This window comes from Streptomyces purpurascens (genome assembly GCF_045040895.1).
Lineage (GTDB): Bacteria > Actinomycetota > Actinomycetes > Streptomycetales > Streptomycetaceae > Streptomyces > Streptomyces purpurascens.
The window spans coordinates 6,688,853-6,708,016 of record NZ_CP108341.1 but is presented as its reverse complement, the minus strand read 5'-3'; the positions used below and the strand labels follow the sequence as shown (position 1 = coordinate 6,708,016).

Genomic DNA, 19,164 nt, shown 5'->3' with positions numbered 1-19,164 from the left:
GCCCGGGGCTGGTGCCGTGACAAGTGCCACGGCGGCGAGTTCCGGCCCCGGTGGAACCGGACGGGCCGTCACCTCACGGCTGCTGTGCGGCCGTCGGCGGTCTCGTGGTCGGCGCGGGGCCGATCTCGTGGTGCGTCTCGTGGTGATCCACGATTGCGTTCGCACCGTCCGCCCCAGAAGGGTGAGGAGTGCACATCCGCCACCGACTCCACCGAGGTGGCGCGTACGTGGACATAGGGGAAACGGTTGCTCAGCTCATCGCGGACCACACGCCCCGGCACGGCCGATCCCGCGTCCCGGATACCCGTGGCGGTGCACGCCACGGACCCGATATCGCGCGAGGGAGCGCTCAGCCAGCTGCGCCGGTTCCCGGAGATCGACCTGCGGGACGAGACCGAGTCCGGCCCCGGCACGGTGGCCCTGCTCATCGACGACGTCCTCGACGACACGGCCCTGACCCGGCTGCGCCGGCTGGTGCGCAGCGAGGGCGCGCGGGCGGTGCTCGTGGTGTCCGCGCTGAGGGAGGCGGAGCTGCTCGACGTGATCGAGTGCGGGGTCGGTGCCATCGTGTGGCGCCGCGAGGCCACCGCGACCCGGCTCGTGCAGGCCGTACTCGCGGCCGCCCGGGGCGACGGCGACCTGCCCGCCGATCTGCTCGGCCGGCTGATCAACCAGGTGGGCACCCTGCATCGCGGCGCCGCCGGCCGCACCGGCGCTCCGGCCTCGGGGATGACACCCCGTGAGGTGGACGTACTGCGGCTGGTGTCCGAAGGACTCGACACCGGTGAGATCGCCAGCAAGCTGTCCTACTCCGAACGCACCGTCAAGAACGTGATGCACGGGCTGACCACCCGACTGCACCTGCGTAACCGGGCCCACGCCGTGGCCCATGCCCTGCGGGAAGGTTACATCTGACCGAACGGGCATCCGAAGCCGACCCCACGGGCAGCGCGTTCTGCCCGGCCGCCGTCCCCGGCGTCCCTGCGGGCCGGGCGGGGCGGAAGGCAGGATCGGATACGGCGGCGCACAGCACAGCAGGGCGGGAACGGGAGCACATCGGTGATCCACGAAGTGGACGAGGTTCTCAAGAACCTGCTCAGCGGCGGCGCACTGGCCGGTTCCGGCATCGACGTCGCGCTCGACGCCCCCACCCGCGACTGGGCCGCCCGCCGCAACGCGCCCACGATCAACGCCTATCTGTACGACATCCGGGAGGACGTCGCCCGCCGCCAGCGCGGCCATGTCCCGATCCACGACGAACGGGACTTCATCGTCAAGCACCGGCAGCCGCCCCGCTGGTTCCGGCTGTCGTACCTGGTGACGGCGTGGACGAAACAGCCCCAGGACGAACACCGGCTACTGTCCGCAGTACTGGCCACGCTGATCCCGCGCGAGCTGATCGGCCCCTCCGAACTACCGGGTTCCCTCGGCGCGTTGGGCATGACGATCCCGATGTCCGTGGCCGGCACCCAGACCGAGTCGCGTTCCCTCGCGGAGATCTGGTCCGCGCTCGGCGGCGAACTCAAGCCGTCCCTCGACCTCGTGATCACCGCTCCCTTCCCGGCCTACCCCGAGTACGACGCCGGTCCGCCCGTCACCGAGGGCGTCGCGGTCCGTGTCCGCACGGTGGACGGCACACCGCCGGAGACGGAGGAACGCGCGCACAGCGCACGGCAGGTGGCGGCGGCCCAGGAGGCACGGGAGGCCCGCAGGACGGCGCGCCGGGGCCGGGGGCTGGACCGCACGACATGACCACTCGGACGACCGACATCCCCGCCACCGCGCTCCTCGCCCGCCTCGCCGAACTGCGGGACCGGGCCGCCCTGCTGGTGGAACACCGGTCCGCCGGCGACCCCACGGCCGGCGACCCGCTGCGCGGCCTGTACCTGTCGGAGGAGGCCGTACGGCATCTGCTGCGCCCGGCCGAGCCGTTGCCGCTCACCCTCCCCGACGCCGAAGGGCCGCCCGGTGACCGCCTGGCAGGCCTCTCCGCCCGGCTCTCCCTGACCGAGCTCGACACCGCGCTGCTCCTCATCGCCCTCGCCCCCGACCTGGACCGCGGCTTCGAGCCGCTGTACGGCTACCTCAACGACGACGTCAGCCGCCGGCGGGCCACCGTCGCGCTCGCCCTCGACCTGTGCGGGATCCCCGTCCACCTGGCCGAGGGGCGGGCCCGGCTGCATCCCGCGGCCCCGCTGTCCGCGCTCGGGCTGCTCACCGTGGAGGAACCCGAACGGCCGTTCCTCAGCCGCGCCCTGCGCGTACCGGACCGTCTCGTGGCCCACCTGCTCGGCGACGACACCCCCGACGCGTCACTCACCGGGCATCTGCAGGCGCTGCCCGCACCGGAGCCCGGCACGGACCTCCGAGCCCCCGGTTCGGACGACGAGGCCGACCGGATCGCCCAGCGGCTGGCCGCCCGGCTGGGCTCCGGTCCGCCGCTCACCGTGTATCTGCGCGAGCGCCGTGAGGGCGACGGGCTGCCCTGTGTCACCGCCGCCCTGCGCGCCGCGGGTGTCGAGGCCGTGCGGTTCACGGGTCCCGAGGACCGCGTCCCGGACCTGCTGCGGGAGGCCCGGCTGAGTGACCGCGCGGTCGTCGTCACGGGGCTGCCGGAGCAACCGGCGGCGCTGTTCCGGGAGTTGGCCACGGCGGTCGACGTCCCCGTGCTGGTGACCGGGTCCCGCCCGTACGACCCTCAGTGGTGCGACCAGGATCCCCTCGTCCTGGAGGCGCCCGCACGGCGCGCGGGCGCGGTGGACGCCTGGTCGGCCGCCCTCGGCGGGGAACCCGGCTTCGACCTGGCCGCCACCGTCGCCCCGTACCACCTGGCCGGTGAGCACATCACGCGTGCCGCCCGTGCGGCCCGGAGCCTCGCCGACTTCGACGGGACCCCGCTCTCCCCCGCCCATCTGCGCCTCGCCGCCCGGCAGCAGTCCGCCTCCGGCCTGGAGCAGCATGCCCGCCGGATCCGGCCCGACGTGGACTGGCGGGACCTCGTCCTGCCCGACGGGCCCCTGACCCAGCTGCGGGAACTCGCCCTGCGCGCCCGCCACCGCGACCAGGTCCTCGGCGACTGGCGGCTCAGCGCGGGCGGCGGCCGGGGCCGGGGCGTCCTCGGCCTGTTCGCCGGCGAGTCCGGCACCGGCAAGACACTCTCGGCGGAGGTCGTCGCGGCCGACCTCGGACTCGATCTCTACGTCGTCCAGCTGTCGTCCATCGTCGACAAGTACGTCGGCGAGACCGAGAAGAACCTGGAACGCATCTTCACCGAGGCCGACCGCACCGACGCGGTGCTCCTCTTCGACGAGGCCGACGCCGTCTTCGGCAAGCGGTCCGAGGTGAAGGACGCGCACGACCGGTACGCCAACCTGGAGAGCGCCTACCTGCTCCAGCGGCTGGAGTCCTTCGACGGCATCGCGCTCCTCACCACCAACCTGCGCGCCAACATCGACGAGGCCTTCACCCGGCGCCTGGACCTGATCGTCGACTTCCCGTTCCCGGACGCCGGGCAGCGCCTCGCGCTGTGGCGGCACAGCCTGTCGCACGTGCCCGGCGCGGACGGCATCGCGCTCGACGCGGTGGCGAGCGGCTTCGAGCTGGCGGGCGGCTCCATCCGCAGCGCGGTGGTGACCGCCGCCTACCTGGCCGCCGGGCGCGGGGGCGGAGTCACGGCGGACGACCTGCTGGAGGGCGCCCGCCGCGAGTACCGCAAGGCCGGCCGCCTGGTGCCGGGGGAAGGCACCTGGTAGCCGGCCGGGCCGTCAGCCGTCCGAGGGCTGGACGATCTTCCACTCCTGGTCGTCCGTGTTGGAGCAGTGGAACAGGGTGAGGTTGCTGCCGTCACCGCCGGTGCTGTAGCCGGACACGTCCAGGCACTTGCTGTTGCTGGCGTAGTTGCGGATCCAGTAGGCCCCGCTCTCCTGCTTGTCGATCCACCACAGCTGGTTGTCCTGCATCGTGCCGGCGCAGGTGTACTCGGTGATCCCGGACGGCACGGGGGCCGCCCCGAAGTTCGGCAGGTCCATGCAGAGCTGGTCCTTGACGTTGCGGATCTGGAACAGCGCGTGACCGCCCGGCCCCTTGTTCGCGTACTTCACCTCCAGGTTCCACCGCTGGTTGTCCTGCTGGGTCTCGTCGCAGGTGAACTGCTTGACCGGCCCGTCGGCCTTGTTCTCGACGGCGGCCGCGCACTTCTTGGTGGTGGGGTTGTACAGCAGGACGTTCATCGCCGGCACCACGGGCTTCGGCTTCTTCTTGGCGGGCGGCGGCGGTGCGGCACCCCCGCCGCCCTGCTCCCCGCCGGCCTCCGACTCCTGCGGCGTCGGCGACGGGGGCGGCGCCGAGGTCAGGGACGGGGTGGGTGTCGGGGACGGCGCGAGGGTGCTGCCGGCGCCGACGGGCGACGCGTCGGCCTTGGTGATGACCGAGGGCTTATAGGTGAGCCACAGGATCAGGAAGGTGAACGCGAGGGCGAACAGGATCCCGAAGAGGGTCGCCAGCCAGCCCGGCAGGAACCCGCGCTGGACGAACGTCCCCTCCACGGGCATCGCCGTGGCGCCGGACCGCTGCACGGCGAGGGTGTAGGGCCGCTGTTCCTTCGACCCGAACCAGATGATGTTCTTGGGCTTGAGCGTGGTCTTGACGAACGTCGCCCGGCCCGGCTCGATCTGCACATTGGCCGGGTGGATGTCGAACGACAGCTCGTCGCCGTTGTCGCTGCCGCTCAGGGACGCGGTCAGCTTGGTGTTGCCCACGTTGTCGACGGCGAGCCGGGGCCGTCCCCGGAACCGCCCCTTGACCGTGGGCGGCACCAGCTCCGCCCGCACCTCGGTGAACGGCGTGATGGTCAGGTTCCCCTCGGGGACGGTCGTCGCCTCGGGATGCTCGGTCGGCGTGATCCGCACCGCGTACGGGTTCGGGCCCGCCGTGGCGTCCGGCGTACGCGGCGGCGCGAACGTCAGCTCCACCGTGCCGGTCGTGCCGGGGTAGAGGCGCAGGGACGCCGGCTCGACCGTCGTCCAGGGGGCGACGGGGCCGACCGGTTCGAAGCGGTACTCGTCGACGACGTCACCGGTGTTGCGCAGGCGCAGGCGCACGCGCGTGCTGCTGCCCGGGTCGACGGTCGCGGAGGCGGGTTCCAGAGATGTCCACAGGCTCACGTCGCGACGCTAGCCGGGGTGCCCACGGCACGTCAGGAAGCTTAGGGGCACGATGAGAGGGCCGAACGGGCCACTGCGCGGGGCCGTCAGGTCCGGGGCGCCGGTGCGCCGGTCGCCGTCAGGATGAACTGCGGCCGCGGCCGCCTTCGGAACTGCCCTTGCGGGCAACCGGATTGCCCCCGCTTCGGCACCGGAGGCCGTTTCCGCACCGGCCCGGCGCGCGCGAGGGTGAGAGCTGTTCGTGTCTCGTACCCCGAGGAGAGCAGAGCATGCCGTCCTACCTGTCGCCCGGCGTCTACGTCGAGGAGGTGGCCAGCGGCTCGCGCCCGATCGAGGGGGTGGGGACCTCGGTGGCGGCCTTCGTCGGACTCGCGCCGACCGGACCGCTGAACGAGCCGACACTGGTCACCAACTGGACGCAGTACGTCGCGGCCTTCGGTGAGTTCACCGACGGGTACTACCTCGCGCACTCCGTCTACGGCTTCTTCAACAACGGCGGTTCCGCCGCGTACGTCGTCCGCGTGGGGGGCTCCTCCGAGGGCGCTCCCGTCGAGGCCGACCAGGGCCCCGCCGCCGTCACCGGCCGTTCCGGCAACGCCCCGGCCGCACTGCCCGCGGGCGAGCCGAAGCAGCTCGGCACCTTCGCCGTCACGGCCGTGGCGCAGGGCGACCTGAGCGTGGAGGTCGCGGACCCCGAGGGCGAGGGTCCCGCCGAGCGGTTCAAGCTCATCGTCAAGGACGGTGACAAGCCGGTCGAGACGTTCGACGTGACCGCCAAGAAGGGCGGCCGCAACTACGTCGTCACGCAGGTCAAGGAGCGCTCCAAGCTCATCACCGTCACCGAGGCCGCGCCGGCCGCGCAGCTGGCCCGCCCGGACAACCAGACGGTGGCCCTCGCGGCCCCGGCGCCCGCGCCCGCCGCCCCCGCAGCCTCCACCGGGAACGCGGACGCCTCGCACCCGGGCCCGGCCCAGTACCTCGGTGACTCCGCCGACCGCACCGGCTTCGGCGGCCTGGAGGCCGTGGACGAGGTCTCCATGGTGGCCGTCCCCGACCTGATGGCCGCCTACCAGCGCGGCGCGATCGATCTGGAGGCCGTCAAGGCGGTCCAGCTCGGGCTGATCGCGCACTGCGAGCTGATGGGTGACCGGGTCGCCGTGATCGACCCGCCGCCGGGCATGAACGCCCGCCAGATCCGGGTCTGGCGCCAGGAGACCGCCGGCTACGACTCCAAGTACGCGGCCCTGTACTACCCCTGGATCAAGACCTTCGACCCGGCCACCGGTCACGCCCGGCTGGTGCCGCCGAGCGGCCATGTCGCCGGCGTCTGGGCCCGCAACGACTCCGAGCGCGGCGTCCACAAGGCCCCCGCCAACGAGGTCGTCCGCGGCGCCGTGGACCTCGAACTCCAGATCACCCGCGGCGAGCAGGACCTGCTCAACCCGATCGGCGTCAACTGCATCCGCGCCTTCCCCGGCCGCGGCATCCGCGTCTGGGGCGCCCGCACCCTCTCCTCCGACCCGGCCTGGCGCTACCTCAACATCCGCCGGTACTTCAACTACCTGGAGGAGTCGATCCTGATCGGCACCCAGTGGGTGGTGTTCGAGCCGAACGACCACAACCTGTGGGCGCGGATCCGGCGCAACATCTCGGCGTTCCTGGTCAACGAGTGGCGCGACGGCGCCCTGTTCGGCCAGCGCCCCGAAGAGGCGTACTACGTCAAGTGTGACGACGAGACGAACCCGCCGGAGTCGGTCGACGTCGGCCGGGTGGTCTGCGAGATCGGCATCGCCCCGGTGAAGCCCGCCGAGTTCGTGATCTTCCGGCTGGCCCAGTTCTCCAGCGGAGGCGGGGAGCTGGAGGAGTAGACCCGGCCGCGCGCCTCCCCTCAACCAAGACCCTCTAGAAGGACAGCGGACAGCACATGAGCCTTTCGCCGGGTGACTCCCTCACCTCACACAATTTCGGGCTGCAGATCGACGGCGTCATGGTCGAGTACCTCGCCGAGGTCAGCGGCCTGTCCATGGAGCAGGACGTCATCACGTACCAGCAGAACACCCAGAACGGCCAGAACAAGGTCGTGAACCTGCCGGGCGTGAAGAAGAACGGGACCTGCACGGTCGTCCGCGGTATGACCCAGTCGGCCGCGTTCACCGAGTGGATCAACCAGTCGATCACCGGCCAGATGAGCACGGCCCGCAAGAACGCGTCCATCATCATGATGGACTACCAGAGCAACCCCGTGAAGCGCTACAACATGCGCAACGCGTGGTGCAGCAAGATCGACACGAGCACCGTGAAGGCGGGCGAGGCGTCGGCGCTCACCGAGACCGTCACCATCGTGTTCGAAGAACTGGACATCGAGTAATGCGGCGTACGGCTGCCAGGGCCGGCGGCGCGGTGATGTACTCCGGCGCCGACGCGGCGCCGGCGCCGGAAGCGGCACCCGGGCCGGGGCCGATGCAGGCCCCGCCTGCCGCCCCGGTCCCGGCGCAGGCCCCGCCGCAGCAACAGTACGAACTGCGCACCGAGTTCCCCTTCCAGCTGCCGCGCGGATACGTCGACGAGTCGGGCACCGTCCACCGCGACGGCGTGATGCGCCTGTCGACGGCCCGGGACGAACTCGTGCCGCTGCGGGACGTGCGGGTGCAGGAGAACCCGGCGTTCCTGTCGGTGGTGCTGCTCGGCCGGGTGATCACCCGGCTCGGCACGCTGCCGACGGTGCACGACGGGACCGTGGAGAACATGTTCGCCTCGGACCTCGCCTTTCTGCAGGACTTCTACCGCCAGATCAACGCGGAGGGCCACACCCGCGCGGCTGTGGAGTGCCCGCACTGCGCGGAGCCCTTCGAGGTGGAACTCGGCGGGAGCCGCCTGGGGGAATCGTGACGTACGCGACCGACCGGCTGCACGAGGAGATCGCGTACGTCGCCTACCACTTCCACTGGAGCATGGACGACATCCTGGACCTGGAACACCGCGACCGCCGCCGCTACACGGCCGAGATCGCGTCCCTGGTCACGCGGGCCGGGGCGGAGGACTGAGGCATGGGGTTCCTGGACCGGTTGCGGGGGCGGCGGGACGGCGGGCTTGACGGCGGCGACCGGGTCGCCGCCGCCGAGGCGTCTCCCGAGGCGTCTCCCGGGGCGTCGGAAGGGGCGGTACCGGCCGACGGTGCTTCCGCGCGTACGGGTGCGGGCACCGGTGCCGGTGCCGGCCCCGTGGTGAGCGCCGCCTGGTCGAGGCTGCCGTCGATCCAGCGGGCCCTGGCCTCCGGGCAGGAGGCCGGGGTCGCGGACGCGGGGTTCGGCGGGCGCCTGCCGACGTGGCAGAACCCGTCGTTCGCGGGCACGGCGTCGCCCGCGGTCCTGAACGGGCAGTCACGCACCCTGCTCGGCGACCTCTCGCACCCGACATCGGGCCGACCGGTGTTCGGCCTCGAACGCCCCACGGGAGCTTTGCCGTTGACCGGCTCGGAACCGGTGGTGCATCGGGCACCGGCGGTGCCGTTGCGGGAGATTCCGGCGAGGGCGGTGGGGCCGACGGGGTCCCGTGCCGGGGCCGGTGCCGGGACCGGTGGCAGTGCAGGTGGCAGTGGCAGTGCCGGTACCGCCGGGGCTGGGGGTGTGGCCGGAGTTTCGGAGGGCTCGGGGGCGCCTTGGGGCTCGGAGAGGTCCGGGGTTTCGGGGGTTTCCGGGGGTTCGATGGTTTCCCGGGGCTCTGGGACTCCCGGAGGCTCTGGGACTCCCGGAGGCTCTGGGACTCCCGGGGCTCTGAAGGGTGCCAGGGGCTCGAAGGTGCCCGGCGGCTCGGCGGCTCCCGGGGCATCGAAGGGGGCCGGGGGCTCAACGCTTCCCCAGGCCTCTGAGGGCCCCGGGGCATCGATGGGTGCCGGGGTCTCAGAGACTCCCGGGGCATCGAAGAGTGCCAGGAGCTCAACGGTTCCCCAGGCCTCGGAGACGCCCGGGGCATCGAAGAGTGCCAGGGCCTCAACGGTTCCCCAGCCTTCGATGACTCCCGGGCCATCGAAGAGTGCCGGGGCCTCGACGAAGGTTTCCGGGGGCTCGGAGCGTGTCGGGGGCGGCGCGGAAGCCGGCATGACCCCGGGACCTGCCGCCGGCGCGGAGGCCGGCGGGGTCGCGAGGGCTGCCGGTACGCGTGCGCGCGTGGTCCAGCGGCTGGGTACGGGCGGCTCCGCACCGTCGGGTGGCGGATCGGTGCCGGCGGGGTCGGCACGTGCTGCGACCGCCCGTTCGACCACTCCCGTCACTACGGCTGCTCCGGCAGTTCCCGTGGTGTCCCCGATACCGCCGCCCGTCCGGGAGCAGGTCGCCGCACCACTCCCCGTTCCTGGCCTCCACGTGACGCCCGTTCCGGCAAGCCGCCCGCCCCGGCCCAACTCCCTGACGAGGACGCAGTCAGGAACGGCACCGGTACAGCGACGGACGCTCCCGGCGACACGGCGGACCGCGAGGCCCGAAGGCGTCACAGCGGCGGACGCCACCTCCAGCGCGTCAACCGGCAGCAGTGGGGCGGAAGTTCACACACCCGCGCCCACGACCCCGGCCTCTGTGCAGCGCTCGGTCACCAGCCCCGCCGATGCAGACCGCGGCAACACCCCGGCCACCACCGACCGAGGCGACGGCCTCCCGTCGGGCCCGGCCGTCACGAGCCGTACGACGAACAGCCCGGCTGCGGAGGCAGCGCCCACGCGGCCGAAGGGGGCCGTGCCCCGGCCGGGTGCGGTGACGCCGCCGTCAGGACCGGCCGGGGCGCAAGGGCCCACCGGCGCTCCGTCGCTGCCGGGCAAGTCCGCACACAGCACGGCCGACGCCGCAGCCGCACCGACTCCGCCCGTCCAACGACGCCTGGCCACCCCTGCCCGCCCCCAGCCGTCGCCCACCGGCACGGGCACCGGACCGATTCACACCCCGGCCACCCCCGCCCAGACGCCACGACGCACGCAGGCGAGCAACGCCGCTACGCCGTCAGCCCCCGGCAACACCGCACCGGCACCCGGCCGGAACAGCCACACGACACCCACCACACCCACACCGCCGACGGGCACCCCCGCCCCACCCCCACGCCCACAGCCCGGCAACGGCACCGCAACACCCACCGGCGGCACCGCCCCCAACCGCACCACACCCACCGCCGGTCCTACACCGCCGACAGGCACCCCCACCTCACCGCTCCCCACGCCTGCCCGCACCCACACCAGCACCAGCACCAGCACCAGCGCGGCCCCGACGGTCCAACGCCAACAGGCCACCCCCGCCCGACCACCACGCCCACAGCTCGGCAAGACCACACCGGCACCCGGCCGGGACAGCCACACGACACCCACCACACCCACACCGCCGACGGGCACCCCCGCCCCACCCCCACAGCTCGGCAACCGCCCCACACTCCCCGGCGGGCCCACACCGCCCACAGGCACCCCCACCCCACCGGCCCCCGCGCCTGCCCGCACCAGCACCAGCACCAGCACCAGCCCGGCCCAGACGGTCCAACGCCAACAAGCCACCCCCGCCCGACCGCCACGCCCACAGTTCAGCCACGGCGCTACGGCACGCCCCGGCGACACCGCACCGGCACCTGCCAACGACAGCCGGGCCAACTCCCCCGCTCCCACCCCGACAGCAGGCGCCCCCGTCGCACCACCACGGCCCCCTGCCGACAGGCCTGCTCCGGCACCCACCGGCGTCGCTCCCTCCCCTACCGCCCCCGAACCGCAGCCACCCCACGGCCCCGCGCCCGCAGCACCCGCTGCCGAAGCAACCGCCGCTCCACTGCCGTCAGCGCGCACCGTTCAGCGAGCAGCCCTCCCTCCCACCACCCCGTCGCCCAACCGCACCACCGCACCCGGCCCCGCACAGCCCCCCGCCACACGCCGAACCCCCCATCTCGGCCTCGGCGCACCCATCACCCCACAGCCCACCGCCTCACCCCAACAGCCGGCACCACCCCTCCCCGCCACACCCACCACACCCCGCCGCCCCCCGCTGGGCGCCCCCGTGAACACAGCCCCACAACCACCGACACCCCCGGCCACCCACACCCCCACCTCCTCTCTCCCCGTGGTCCAACGCTTCTGGAAGAAGCCGAAGACCACGACCAAGAACGCCCCCAAGAACACCACCGGCGCCCTCGCGGCCGCGGCGGCCGCCACCATCGCCAACACCCTCACCACCCAGACCACACCACCCCAGAGCTCTCCACCCCCGTACTCGGAATCCGCAGCCGCATCCGCAGCCGCCTCCGCGTCCTCGAACCAACCGCCCCCGCCCGCCTACACGGAGATCCCGAACGGCGGCTTCGACCCCCGTGAGCTCACCGACTTCCAGCTCGACGAACTGGTCCACCGCCTCATCGGCCGCATCACCCGGCTGATCCGCACGGAACTCCGCATGGACCGCGAGCGGATCGGCCGACTCCGCGACCCCCGCCACTGATACAGAAAGGCCCTCGATGTCCCGCCAGGACCCGGGCTCCACCATCTGGTTCACCCTCAGCATCGACGGTGAGAGCCTCGGCTACTTCAACGGATGCGAAGGGCTGTCGTCCCAGGTGGAGGTCGAGCAGCGCCAGGAGGGCGGCAACAACGGGTTCGTCTGGCAGCTGCCCACCCGTGTCACCTTCTCCACCATCCGGCTGACCCGCCCGCTCACCCCGGACACCACGAAGGTCGCCAAGTGGATCTCGTCCGTGCAGACGGGGATCAAGCGGCCCACCGCCCAGATCGCGGCGCTGCGCGCGGACGGTTCGGAGGTGGCCCGCTGGGGGCTGATCGAGGTGCTGCCGGTGAGCTGGAGCGGTCCCAGCCTGGACCCCGCCAACCCGGCCGTGGCGACCGAGGTCCTGGAGATCGCCCACCACGGGTTCACGGACTGAAGGGGCATCACGACATGGCAAGAGCCAGCAGCAGGGGCGCCGGAAAGAGCCTCGTCAGGGCGACGCTCGCGATCCACGAGCCCCCCGTCGGCAAGAGCACCACGCCCGGCGGGATCATCAAGACCTTCGGCTTCGACTTCAATCCCGCGCAGCTGTCCCTGACCCGCCGCGCCCAGTGGAAGTCGACGCCCGCGCAGATCGAACGGGACGGCGCCCTGCCGGAGTTCATGGGCGCCGAGGCGCGGGAGATGGGCGTGGAGATCTTCCTCGACTCCTCCGCCAGGCCGACCGGCAACACCGTGCTGAAGAAGGTGGAGTCGCTGCTCGCGTGCTGCGAGGTGACCAACGCCAGCATCGCCGCGAAGCAGCCGTCGCCGCCCTGGGTGGTGTTCCAGTGGGGGTCGTTCTCCACGGCCCGGTTCACGGCGTACGTGAGCTCGGTGGAGGCGACGTACTCCCTCTTCGGCACGACCGGCGTGCCCATCCGTGCCACCTGCCGGCTCCAGCTGCACGAGATCCCCAGCAAGACCAAGAGGCAGAACCCGACGTCGGGCGCGCTCACCGCGCAGCGCGTGCACCGGGTCGTGGCGGGCGACTCGCTGCAGTCGCTGGCCTGGCGGGAGTACGGCAACGCCGCCGCCTGGCGCTCGATCGCCGAGGCCAACGGCATCGACGACCCGTCCCGGCTGCCCGCCGGTGCGGAACTGGTGCTGCCCGCCGCCGAGGAGGTACGTCCGTAATGGTGCAGTCCGCGTTCTCCAACGTCGTCGAGGTGAAGCTCGGGGGCGCCAAGCTGCCGCCCGATTTCGCCCGGGCGCTGGTCGACAGCTACGTCGACCAGGGCGCCGGGGTGCCGGCCGCGTTCCGGCTGACGTTCCGGGACCCGTACCGGATCCTCCTGCGCGATCTGAAGGTCACCTTCGGCACCCCGGTGGTCATCGCGCCGGTGTCCGACGGCCAGGGCGCCGCCGACCCGCTGCTGACCGGCGAGGTCACCGGTCTGGAGGCCGACTACGACGGCACGGGCACCTTCACCGTGATCCGCGGCTACGACCTCGGGCACCGTCTGCTGCGCCGCCGCCGGGTGGCCGCCTACCGCAACCAGAGCGCGTCGGACATCGCGCGCAAGCTCGCCGCGCAGGGCGGGGTGCCGGTGGGGCGGGTGCAGTCGACGAAGACGGTGTACGAGTTCATCAGCCAGTCGAACGTCACCGACTGGGACTTCCTCGCCCGGCTCGCCGACGAGAACGAGATGGTGATGTCCGTCGACGCGGACGGCAATTTCCAGTTCGTGAAGCCGAAGCCGTCGTCCGGGGCGCCCTCGCCGAGCACCGACGGCGACCGGAGCCCGTTCGTGCTCCAGGCCGGGCGCGACATCCTGCGGCTGCGCTCCGCCGTCACCGCCGCCGACCAGGTCGGCAAGGTCGAGTCGCGGGGCTGGGACGTCACGACGAAGAAGAAGCTGACGGCGACCGCGCCCGCCACCGACAACCCGGGCATCGGCATCGGCACGACACCCGGCGCGGCGGCCGGCAAGTTCAAGCCGGCCAAGCTGGTCGAGACGAGCACGCCGTACGACCGGCAGAACGAGGTGAAGTTCGCCGCCGACGCCCTCGCCGACGACCTCACTTCCTCGTTCGCCGAGATGGAGGTCGTCGCGCGCGGAAATCCCAAGCTGCGCCCGGGAGTTCCGGTGACGCTCTCGGACGTCGGGCAGCCCTTCGAGGGCAAGTACACGGCCACGTCCGTGCGGCATGTCTTCGGCGACGGCAAGCACTACGAGGCGTGGGTGACGGTCAGCGGGCGGCAGTGGCGGTCGCTGTACGGGCTCGCCTCCGGCGGCGCCGACAGCTCGCCGCGGCTGCCGAGCGTGGCCAACGCCCTGGTCACCGATGTGAACGACCCGCTCAAGCAGGGGCGGGTCCGGTTGCAGTTCCCCTGGCTGGACGACAGCTATGTCAGCGACTGGACGCGGACCGTGCAGTGGGGCGGTCTGGGCGGCGGTGGCATCTTCCCGATGGACGTCAACGACGAGGTGCTCGTCGCGTTCGACCGGGGAGCCCTCGACCACCCCTTCGTCATCGGCGGGCTCTACAACGGCAAGGACAAGCCGACGCCCGTGCACGACGTGCCGCTGCACGACACCGTGCGCAAGAAGGCGAGCCGGCACACCGTCTCGGACCGGGACGGCAACCGGATGGACCTGCTCAGCCAGAAGACCGGCCTGCGCAAGCAGGGTGTCCGGCTGGCCTCCGGCGACAAGCAGCTGGTCATCAACCTGGACCGGACGAACACCGAGATCGTCGTGGACAGCAAGGGTTCGGTCACCATCAAGGGCAGCCGGTCGGTGTCGGTGGAGGCCGGCGCCGATCTCCTGCTCAGCGCCCGGCGCAGCCTGACCCTCAAGAGCGGCGGTCCGCTCACCATCCAGGGCGGCGGGGTGGTCAACATGCGGGCCGCCGGAGCGATCAGCGTGAACGCGCTGGGCGCCCTGAACCTGGACGCGAAGGGCGTCGCGAACCTCACCGGCGTCGGCACCGTGCAGATCAACTCGCTCGCGAACACGACGATCAAGTCCCCGACCACCCTCATCGGTTCGAAGGTGTTCGGCGTCACCACCATTCCCGTGCCGATGCCGATCCCGTGACCGTTTCCAGAGAAGACAGGGTGTGGTTCTGATGGCCGAGCAGTTCGTCGGGTCCGGCTGGTCGTTCCCGCTGCGCATCGGGCCGACCGGCGGAATCGCGCTGGTCAGCGGGGAGCGGGAGATCGAGGAGGCGATCCGGCTGGTCCTGTCGACCGCGCCGGGCGAGCGGCCGATGCGGCCGGACTTCGGCTGCGCGATCCACGACCTGGTGTTCGCGCCGGTCAACGAGCAGACCGCGGGCCGTATCCAGCACGAGGTGTACGCCAGCCTGGACCGCTGGGAGCCGCGCATCGAGGTCGACGACGTCGAGGTCAGCGCCGGCACCGACCAGAGCGTCCTCTACATCGACGTCCGGTACTCGATCCGCGGCACCAACAACCCGCGCAGCCTGGTCTTCCCCTTCTACGTCATTCCGTCCCACGACGAGCCCGACGCCCCCGAAAGCGACCGCTGATGGCACTGCCCTCCCCCAACCTCGACGACCGCCGCTTCCAGCAGTTCGTCGACGACGCCAAGCGCTACATCCAGCAGCGCGCCCCGGAGTGGACGGACCACAACGTCTCCGACCCCGGCGTCACCCTCGTCGAGACGGTCGCCCACATGGCCGACCAGATCGTCTACCGGCTCAACCGGGTGCCGGAGAAGAACCACCTGGCGTTCCTGGACCTCGTCGGGATCACCCTGTTCCCGCCGTCCGCGGCCCGCACCGAGGTGACGTTCTGGCTGTCGGCCCCGCAGGAGGAGGCGGTGTGGGTGCCGGTCGGCACGGAGGTCGCCACGCTGCGCACCGAGAGCGAGGAGGCGGTGGTCTTCGGCACCGAGCGCGAACTGACGGTGGTGCCCTGCGCGTTGCGTCATCTGCTGGTGCAGCACCGGGGTGAGCCGATGGTCGACCGGACCTCCGACCTCGCCGAGGAGGACAAGGACCTGCTGTGCTTCGCCGAGTCGCCCGGCCCCGGTGACGCCGTGCTGTTCGGCCTGACCGCCGCGGTCCCGCACTGCGCGGTCGCCCTGGACCTGGACAGCCGGGTGGACGGCGTCGGCGTGGACCCGCGCCAGCCGCCGCTGGTGTGGGAGGCGTGGACCGCGGACGGCTGGCAGCCCTGTGAGGTCGACCGGGACGGCACGGGCGGCCTGAACCGGCCCGGCGAGGTGGTCCTGCACATCCCCGGCGGGCATGTGCTGTCCCGCAACGCCGGCCAGGAGGCCGGCTGGCTGCGCTGCCGGGTCACCGACCCCCGGCCGAACCAGCCCTTCTACACCACCTCGCCCACCGTGCGCGCCGCCGAGGCCTTCACGATCGGCGGCACGACGGCCGCCGTGCACGCCGAGACCGTGTACGACGAGGCGCTCGGCGAGTCCACCGGGCTGCCGGGCCAGCGGCTGCGCCTGGTGCACGCGCCCGTGGTCGGCGACGACCCGCCGGTGCTGCTGCAGACCGCCGAGCACGACGGCTGGACGGACTGGCGGGTCGTCCCTAACTTCGCGGGCTCCGGGCCGTACGACCGGCACATCACCCTCGACGCCACGACCGGCGAGATCGCCTTCGGCCCGGCCGTGCGCGAACCCGACGGATCCCTGCGGCAGTACGGGATGGTCGCCCCCAAGGGCGCCCCCGTCCGGGCCCGCCGCTACCGCACGGGCGGCGGGCGCGCGGGCAATGTGGCGCGCGGCGCCGTACAGGTCCTGCGCAGCTCCATCCCGTACGTCTCCGAGGTCGTCAACCGCGAGGCCGCGCGCGGCGGCGTGGACGGGGAGACGGTGGAGGAGGCGAAGGTCCGGGCCCCGATCACCCTGCGCGCCCAGGAGCGTGCCGTGACGCTGCGCGACTACGAGGAACTGGCCCGCCGCGCCGCCCCGGAGACGGCTCGCATCACCTGCCTGGAGGGCGAGGAGGGCGAGCACGGGGCCTACGCGGTACGGGTGCTGGTCGTGCCGCAGGCCGTGCCGGACCCCGGCGGCCGACTGCGCTTCGAACAACTCGTGCCCGGCGACGCGCTGCTGGACCGCATCACCCGGCACCTGGACGAACGGCGCCTGATCGGGACCCGGTTGGCGGTGGGACCGCCGTACTACCAGGGCGTCACCGTGGTGGCCACGGTGCATGCCTTCCGGGGTGTCGACACCGACCGGGTGCGCCGGGAGGTGCACGACGCCCTCTACCGGCACCTCGATCCGCTGACCGGCGGCACGGACGGCACCGGCTGGCGGTTCGGGCGGCCCGTGCAGGCCGGGGAGGTGTTCGCGGTGCTGCAACGCGTGCCGGGGGTGGAGCTGGTCGACGAGGTGGTCCTGCACCCCGCGGACCCGCTCACCGGCAAACGCGGCGAGCCGACGGACCGGATCGATCTGTCCGCGCCGTCGCTGGTGTTCTCGTTCGACCACCGCGTCCGGGTGATCGGAGACGGTTCCTGATGAGGGGCTCGATCGACGGCCTCGGATCCTCCGCGCCGATCGGCACGATGCTGCCGGCCGTCTTCGCCGACGACGACCTGGCCCAGCGGTTCGTCGCCGGGCTCGACGACGTGATCGCCCCGATCCTGAGCGTGCTGGACTGTCTCGACACCTACTTCCGCCCGTCCCTCACCCCGCTGGACTTCACCCAGTGGCTGGGGAGTTGGGTCGGCGCGGAGACCGCGGGCGACGAACCCGAAGCGCGTCTGCGGGCGGCCGTGGCGGCCGCCGCGTATCTGCACCGCATCCGCGGCACCCGGCGCGGGCTGTCCGAGGCGGTCCGGCTCGCGTTCGGCGTGGAGCCCGAGATCACCGAGAGCGGCGGCGCCGCGTGGAGCGCCCGGCCGCTCGGCCCGTTCCCCGGCGCGCCCCGCCCCCGTCTGCACGTCCACCTACGACTTCCCGCCCCGACCCGCGCGGACCACTACCGCCTGGAGACCCTCGTGTCCGCCGCCCGCCCCGCTCATATGCCGTACACGGTCCAGGTGACCGCCGGTGCCCCCGCCGAAAGGACCCGGGAGACATGACAACCCCCCAGAACTGCGCCGACTGCGGCACCCGCGCGGAACCGGGCCAGTCCTTCTGCGACGCCTGCGGGGCGGTACTGAGCTGGACGGACCGCCCGGCCAGCGGCACCGGCCCCCGCGCCGAGGCCGCCCGGCCCTCGCAACCGGCCCCGGCGTCCGAGCCGGCTGTGCCGCCCAGGTCGTCCGAGCACGCCAGAGCCGCCAACGGCGAGTCGGGCGGCGGCGGCGCCCCCTCGCCCGAGCCCGGCTGGGACGCCTTCGCCCGGCCGGACGGCGGGGCGGGTCTGGCCCGCACACCCCGCGACCGGCTGGGCACGGGCACGGGCACGGCGACGCAACAGGCCTCCGCCCGCGCCGCCGCCACCCCCGAAGCGGCCCCCCGCCATCCGGACCACCACGGCACACCCGACGACCACCCCGCCGGCCCCCACACCACCGCCGACCCCGGCACCACCACCCCCGAATCCCCCTCCCCGACCACCCCGCCCCCGGACGAAACCGCCCCCACCGAACCCGTCCCCCCGGCCACCCAGACCCCGCACCCCGCCGACGCCGACGCCGACACACACGGCATGACCGACCGTGCCCGCAGCCTCCTCATACCGGTCGGGGACCCCGAACCCCAGCCCGACCCGCACCCCTCCGTCACCCCGGTCCTGCCCGGCCGCCCCGAGCCCCAGCGCCCGCAGGCCGTACGCGCCCCCGGTCAGGAACACGGCATGGACGGCGGCGCCCCCTGCCCGTGGTGTGCCACCCGCAACCGGCCCGAGCGGCACTTCTGCGCCCGGTGCGCGATGCCCATGGCCGGTGACGGACCGGCCGGCCCGGTCCGGCTCCCCTGGTGGCGAAGGCTCGGCCCCTTCGGCAGCCAGGAGGCCCCGTGGGCGGGCGACCGCCCCCGGCTGCGCCGTACCTTCGACCGTGTCCTGTCCTGGCTGGGCATCGTGATCGTGCTGTCCCTGCTGATCGTTCTGGTGATCAACATCCCCCAGGGCATCCAGGCCACCCGCGACCACTTCGCCAAGCGCGCCGAGGTGTCCCCGGACCGCTACGCCGCGTCCCGCTACTTCCCGGGCCACAAGCCGGACCTGGCCTTCGACAAGCTCAACGACACCTGGTGGGGCCCGGGCGTCTCCGAGTCGGGCAAGGGCCAGTGGGTGGAGGCCCGTTTCGACCAGCCGACCCGGCTCCTGGACCTGATCATCACCCCGGGCGTCTCCATCCGTCCCGACAAGCTCCGCGAGTCGGCGCTCCCGCACCGCGTCGAGGCCACGATCACCGGGGCCGACGGCAAGAAGACGACCCGTCAGATCACCCTCGACCAGGGAGCGGGCCCCCAGCGGCGTGCCTTCCGCGTGGGCGCGGTCACCGCCGTCCGCTTCACCATCGAGTCCGCCCACGGCATCTCGGCGAAGAAGCAGGTCGCCATCGCGGAGATCGAGTTCTTCGGCCCGTCGAGCGCGAACAGCACCTGAGCCGC

General features: G+C 72.7%; 16 protein-coding genes. 15 read left to right on the top strand and 1 reads right to left on the bottom strand.

Annotated features, from left to right (window positions below; translation table 11 throughout):
- Nucleotides 1–246 precede the first annotated feature (246 nt).
- The 3 genes from OHU35_RS30745 (at nucleotide 247) to OHU35_RS30735 (ending at nucleotide 3,752) form a co-directional block, all read left to right on the top strand.
- On the top strand, nucleotides 247–915 hold the full coding sequence (locus OHU35_RS30745) for a response regulator transcription factor (RefSeq protein ID WP_189728082.1): 669 nt from the start codon (nucleotides 247–249) through the stop codon (nucleotides 913–915).
- A gap of 144 nt (nucleotides 916–1,059) precedes the next feature.
- Complete coding sequence (locus OHU35_RS30740) at nucleotides 1,060–1,752, top strand: DUF4255 domain-containing protein (RefSeq protein WP_189728080.1); 693 nt, start codon at nucleotides 1,060–1,062, stop codon at nucleotides 1,750–1,752.
- Nucleotides 1,749–3,752 carry an ATP-binding protein gene (locus OHU35_RS30735; protein ID WP_189728078.1) on the top strand — a complete coding sequence of 668 codons (2,004 nt, stop codon included), beginning with the start codon at nucleotides 1,749–1,751 and terminating at the stop codon, nucleotides 3,750–3,752. Before OHU35_RS30740 ends, OHU35_RS30735 begins: the two co-directional genes overlap by 4 nt.
- Nucleotides 3,753–3,764: 12 nt before the next feature.
- Here the strand turns inward: OHU35_RS30735 and OHU35_RS30730 are convergent, their stop codons facing one another.
- A complete protein-coding gene (locus OHU35_RS30730; RefSeq protein ID WP_189728076.1) occupies nucleotides 3,765–5,162 on the bottom strand; it encodes an RICIN domain-containing protein in 1,398 nt (465 codons plus the stop codon).
- 269 nt (nucleotides 5,163–5,431) lie between these two features.
- Between OHU35_RS30730 and OHU35_RS30725 the strand changes: the two genes are divergently transcribed.
- From OHU35_RS30725 to OHU35_RS30670, 12 genes are all read left to right on the top strand, one after another.
- A complete protein-coding gene (locus OHU35_RS30725) occupies nucleotides 5,432–7,030 on the top strand; it encodes a phage tail sheath subtilisin-like domain-containing protein (protein WP_189728073.1) in 1,599 nt (532 codons plus the stop codon).
- Nucleotides 7,031–7,086: 56 nt separating this feature from the next.
- A complete protein-coding gene (locus OHU35_RS30720; protein ID WP_189728071.1) occupies nucleotides 7,087–7,530 on the top strand; it encodes a phage tail protein in 444 nt (147 codons plus the stop codon).
- Complete coding sequence (locus OHU35_RS30715) at nucleotides 7,530–8,051, top strand: hypothetical protein (protein WP_189728066.1); 522 nt, start codon at nucleotides 7,530–7,532, stop codon at nucleotides 8,049–8,051. The genes OHU35_RS30720 and OHU35_RS30715 overlap by 1 nt, the downstream gene beginning before the upstream one ends.
- A complete protein-coding gene (locus OHU35_RS30710; protein WP_189728064.1) occupies nucleotides 8,048–8,206 on the top strand; it encodes a DUF6760 family protein in 159 nt (52 codons plus the stop codon). Before OHU35_RS30715 ends, OHU35_RS30710 begins: the two co-directional genes overlap by 4 nt.
- A gap of 3,036 nt (nucleotides 8,207–11,242) precedes the next feature.
- Nucleotides 11,243–11,617 (top strand): hypothetical protein, encoded by a 375-nt coding sequence (locus OHU35_RS30705; RefSeq protein ID WP_189728061.1) that lies wholly within the window; start codon nucleotides 11,243–11,245, stop codon nucleotides 11,615–11,617.
- A gap of 16 nt (nucleotides 11,618–11,633) precedes the next feature.
- Nucleotides 11,634–12,056: a phage tail protein gene (locus tag OHU35_RS30700; RefSeq protein WP_184598457.1), complete on the top strand. Its 423-nt coding sequence runs from the start codon at nucleotides 11,634–11,636 to the stop codon at nucleotides 12,054–12,056.
- Nucleotides 12,057–12,070: 14 nt separating this feature from the next.
- A complete protein-coding gene (locus OHU35_RS30695; protein WP_189728059.1) occupies nucleotides 12,071–12,796 on the top strand; it encodes a LysM peptidoglycan-binding domain-containing protein in 726 nt (241 codons plus the stop codon).
- Nucleotides 12,796–14,703: a VgrG-related protein gene (locus OHU35_RS30690; protein WP_189728057.1), complete on the top strand. Its 1,908-nt coding sequence runs from the start codon at nucleotides 12,796–12,798 to the stop codon at nucleotides 14,701–14,703. Before OHU35_RS30695 ends, OHU35_RS30690 begins: the two co-directional genes overlap by 1 nt.
- Nucleotides 14,704–14,734: 31 nt before the next feature.
- Nucleotides 14,735–15,157 carry a GPW/gp25 family protein gene (locus OHU35_RS30685; RefSeq protein WP_189728055.1) on the top strand — a complete coding sequence of 141 codons (423 nt, stop codon included), beginning with the start codon at nucleotides 14,735–14,737 and terminating at the stop codon, nucleotides 15,155–15,157.
- Nucleotides 15,157–17,118: a putative baseplate assembly protein gene (locus OHU35_RS30680; protein WP_189728053.1), complete on the top strand. Its 1,962-nt coding sequence runs from the start codon at nucleotides 15,157–15,159 to the stop codon at nucleotides 17,116–17,118. The genes OHU35_RS30685 and OHU35_RS30680 overlap by 1 nt, the downstream gene beginning before the upstream one ends.
- Nucleotides 17,118–17,684 (top strand): phage tail protein, encoded by a 567-nt coding sequence (locus OHU35_RS30675; RefSeq protein WP_189728052.1) that lies wholly within the window; start codon nucleotides 17,118–17,120, stop codon nucleotides 17,682–17,684. The genes OHU35_RS30680 and OHU35_RS30675 overlap by 1 nt, the downstream gene beginning before the upstream one ends.
- On the top strand, nucleotides 17,681–19,159 hold the full coding sequence (locus tag OHU35_RS30670; protein ID WP_189728050.1) for an NADase-type glycan-binding domain-containing protein: 1,479 nt from the start codon (nucleotides 17,681–17,683) through the stop codon (nucleotides 19,157–19,159). Before OHU35_RS30675 ends, OHU35_RS30670 begins: the two co-directional genes overlap by 4 nt.
- The last annotated feature ends 5 nt before the right edge of the window (nucleotides 19,160–19,164 follow it).

Excerpts from the sequence above, each read along its gene's own strand:
- OHU35_RS30735 (WP_189728078.1), top strand. The coding sequence starts at position 1,749 with ATGACCACTCGGACGACCGACATCCCCGCCACCGCGCTCCTCGCCCGC.
- OHU35_RS30725 (WP_189728073.1), top strand. The coding sequence starts at position 5,432 with ATGCCGTCCTACCTGTCGCCCGGCGTCTACGTCGAGGAGGTGGCCAGC.
- OHU35_RS30720 (WP_189728071.1), top strand. The coding sequence starts at position 7,087 with ATGAGCCTTTCGCCGGGTGACTCCCTCACCTCACACAATTTCGGGCTG.
- OHU35_RS30715 (WP_189728066.1), top strand. The coding sequence starts at position 7,530 with ATGCGGCGTACGGCTGCCAGGGCCGGCGGCGCGGTGATGTACTCCGGC.
- OHU35_RS30700 (WP_184598457.1), top strand. The coding sequence starts at position 11,634 with ATGTCCCGCCAGGACCCGGGCTCCACCATCTGGTTCACCCTCAGCATC.
- OHU35_RS30695 (WP_189728059.1), top strand. The coding sequence starts at position 12,071 with ATGGCAAGAGCCAGCAGCAGGGGCGCCGGAAAGAGCCTCGTCAGGGCG.
- OHU35_RS30690 (WP_189728057.1), top strand. The coding sequence starts at position 12,796 with ATGGTGCAGTCCGCGTTCTCCAACGTCGTCGAGGTGAAGCTCGGGGGC.
- OHU35_RS30685 (WP_189728055.1), top strand. The coding sequence starts at position 14,735 with ATGGCCGAGCAGTTCGTCGGGTCCGGCTGGTCGTTCCCGCTGCGCATC.
- OHU35_RS30680 (WP_189728053.1), top strand. The coding sequence starts at position 15,157 with ATGGCACTGCCCTCCCCCAACCTCGACGACCGCCGCTTCCAGCAGTTC.
- OHU35_RS30675 (WP_189728052.1), top strand. The coding sequence starts at position 17,118 with ATGAGGGGCTCGATCGACGGCCTCGGATCCTCCGCGCCGATCGGCACG.
- OHU35_RS30670 (WP_189728050.1), top strand. The coding sequence starts at position 17,681 with ATGACAACCCCCCAGAACTGCGCCGACTGCGGCACCCGCGCGGAACCG.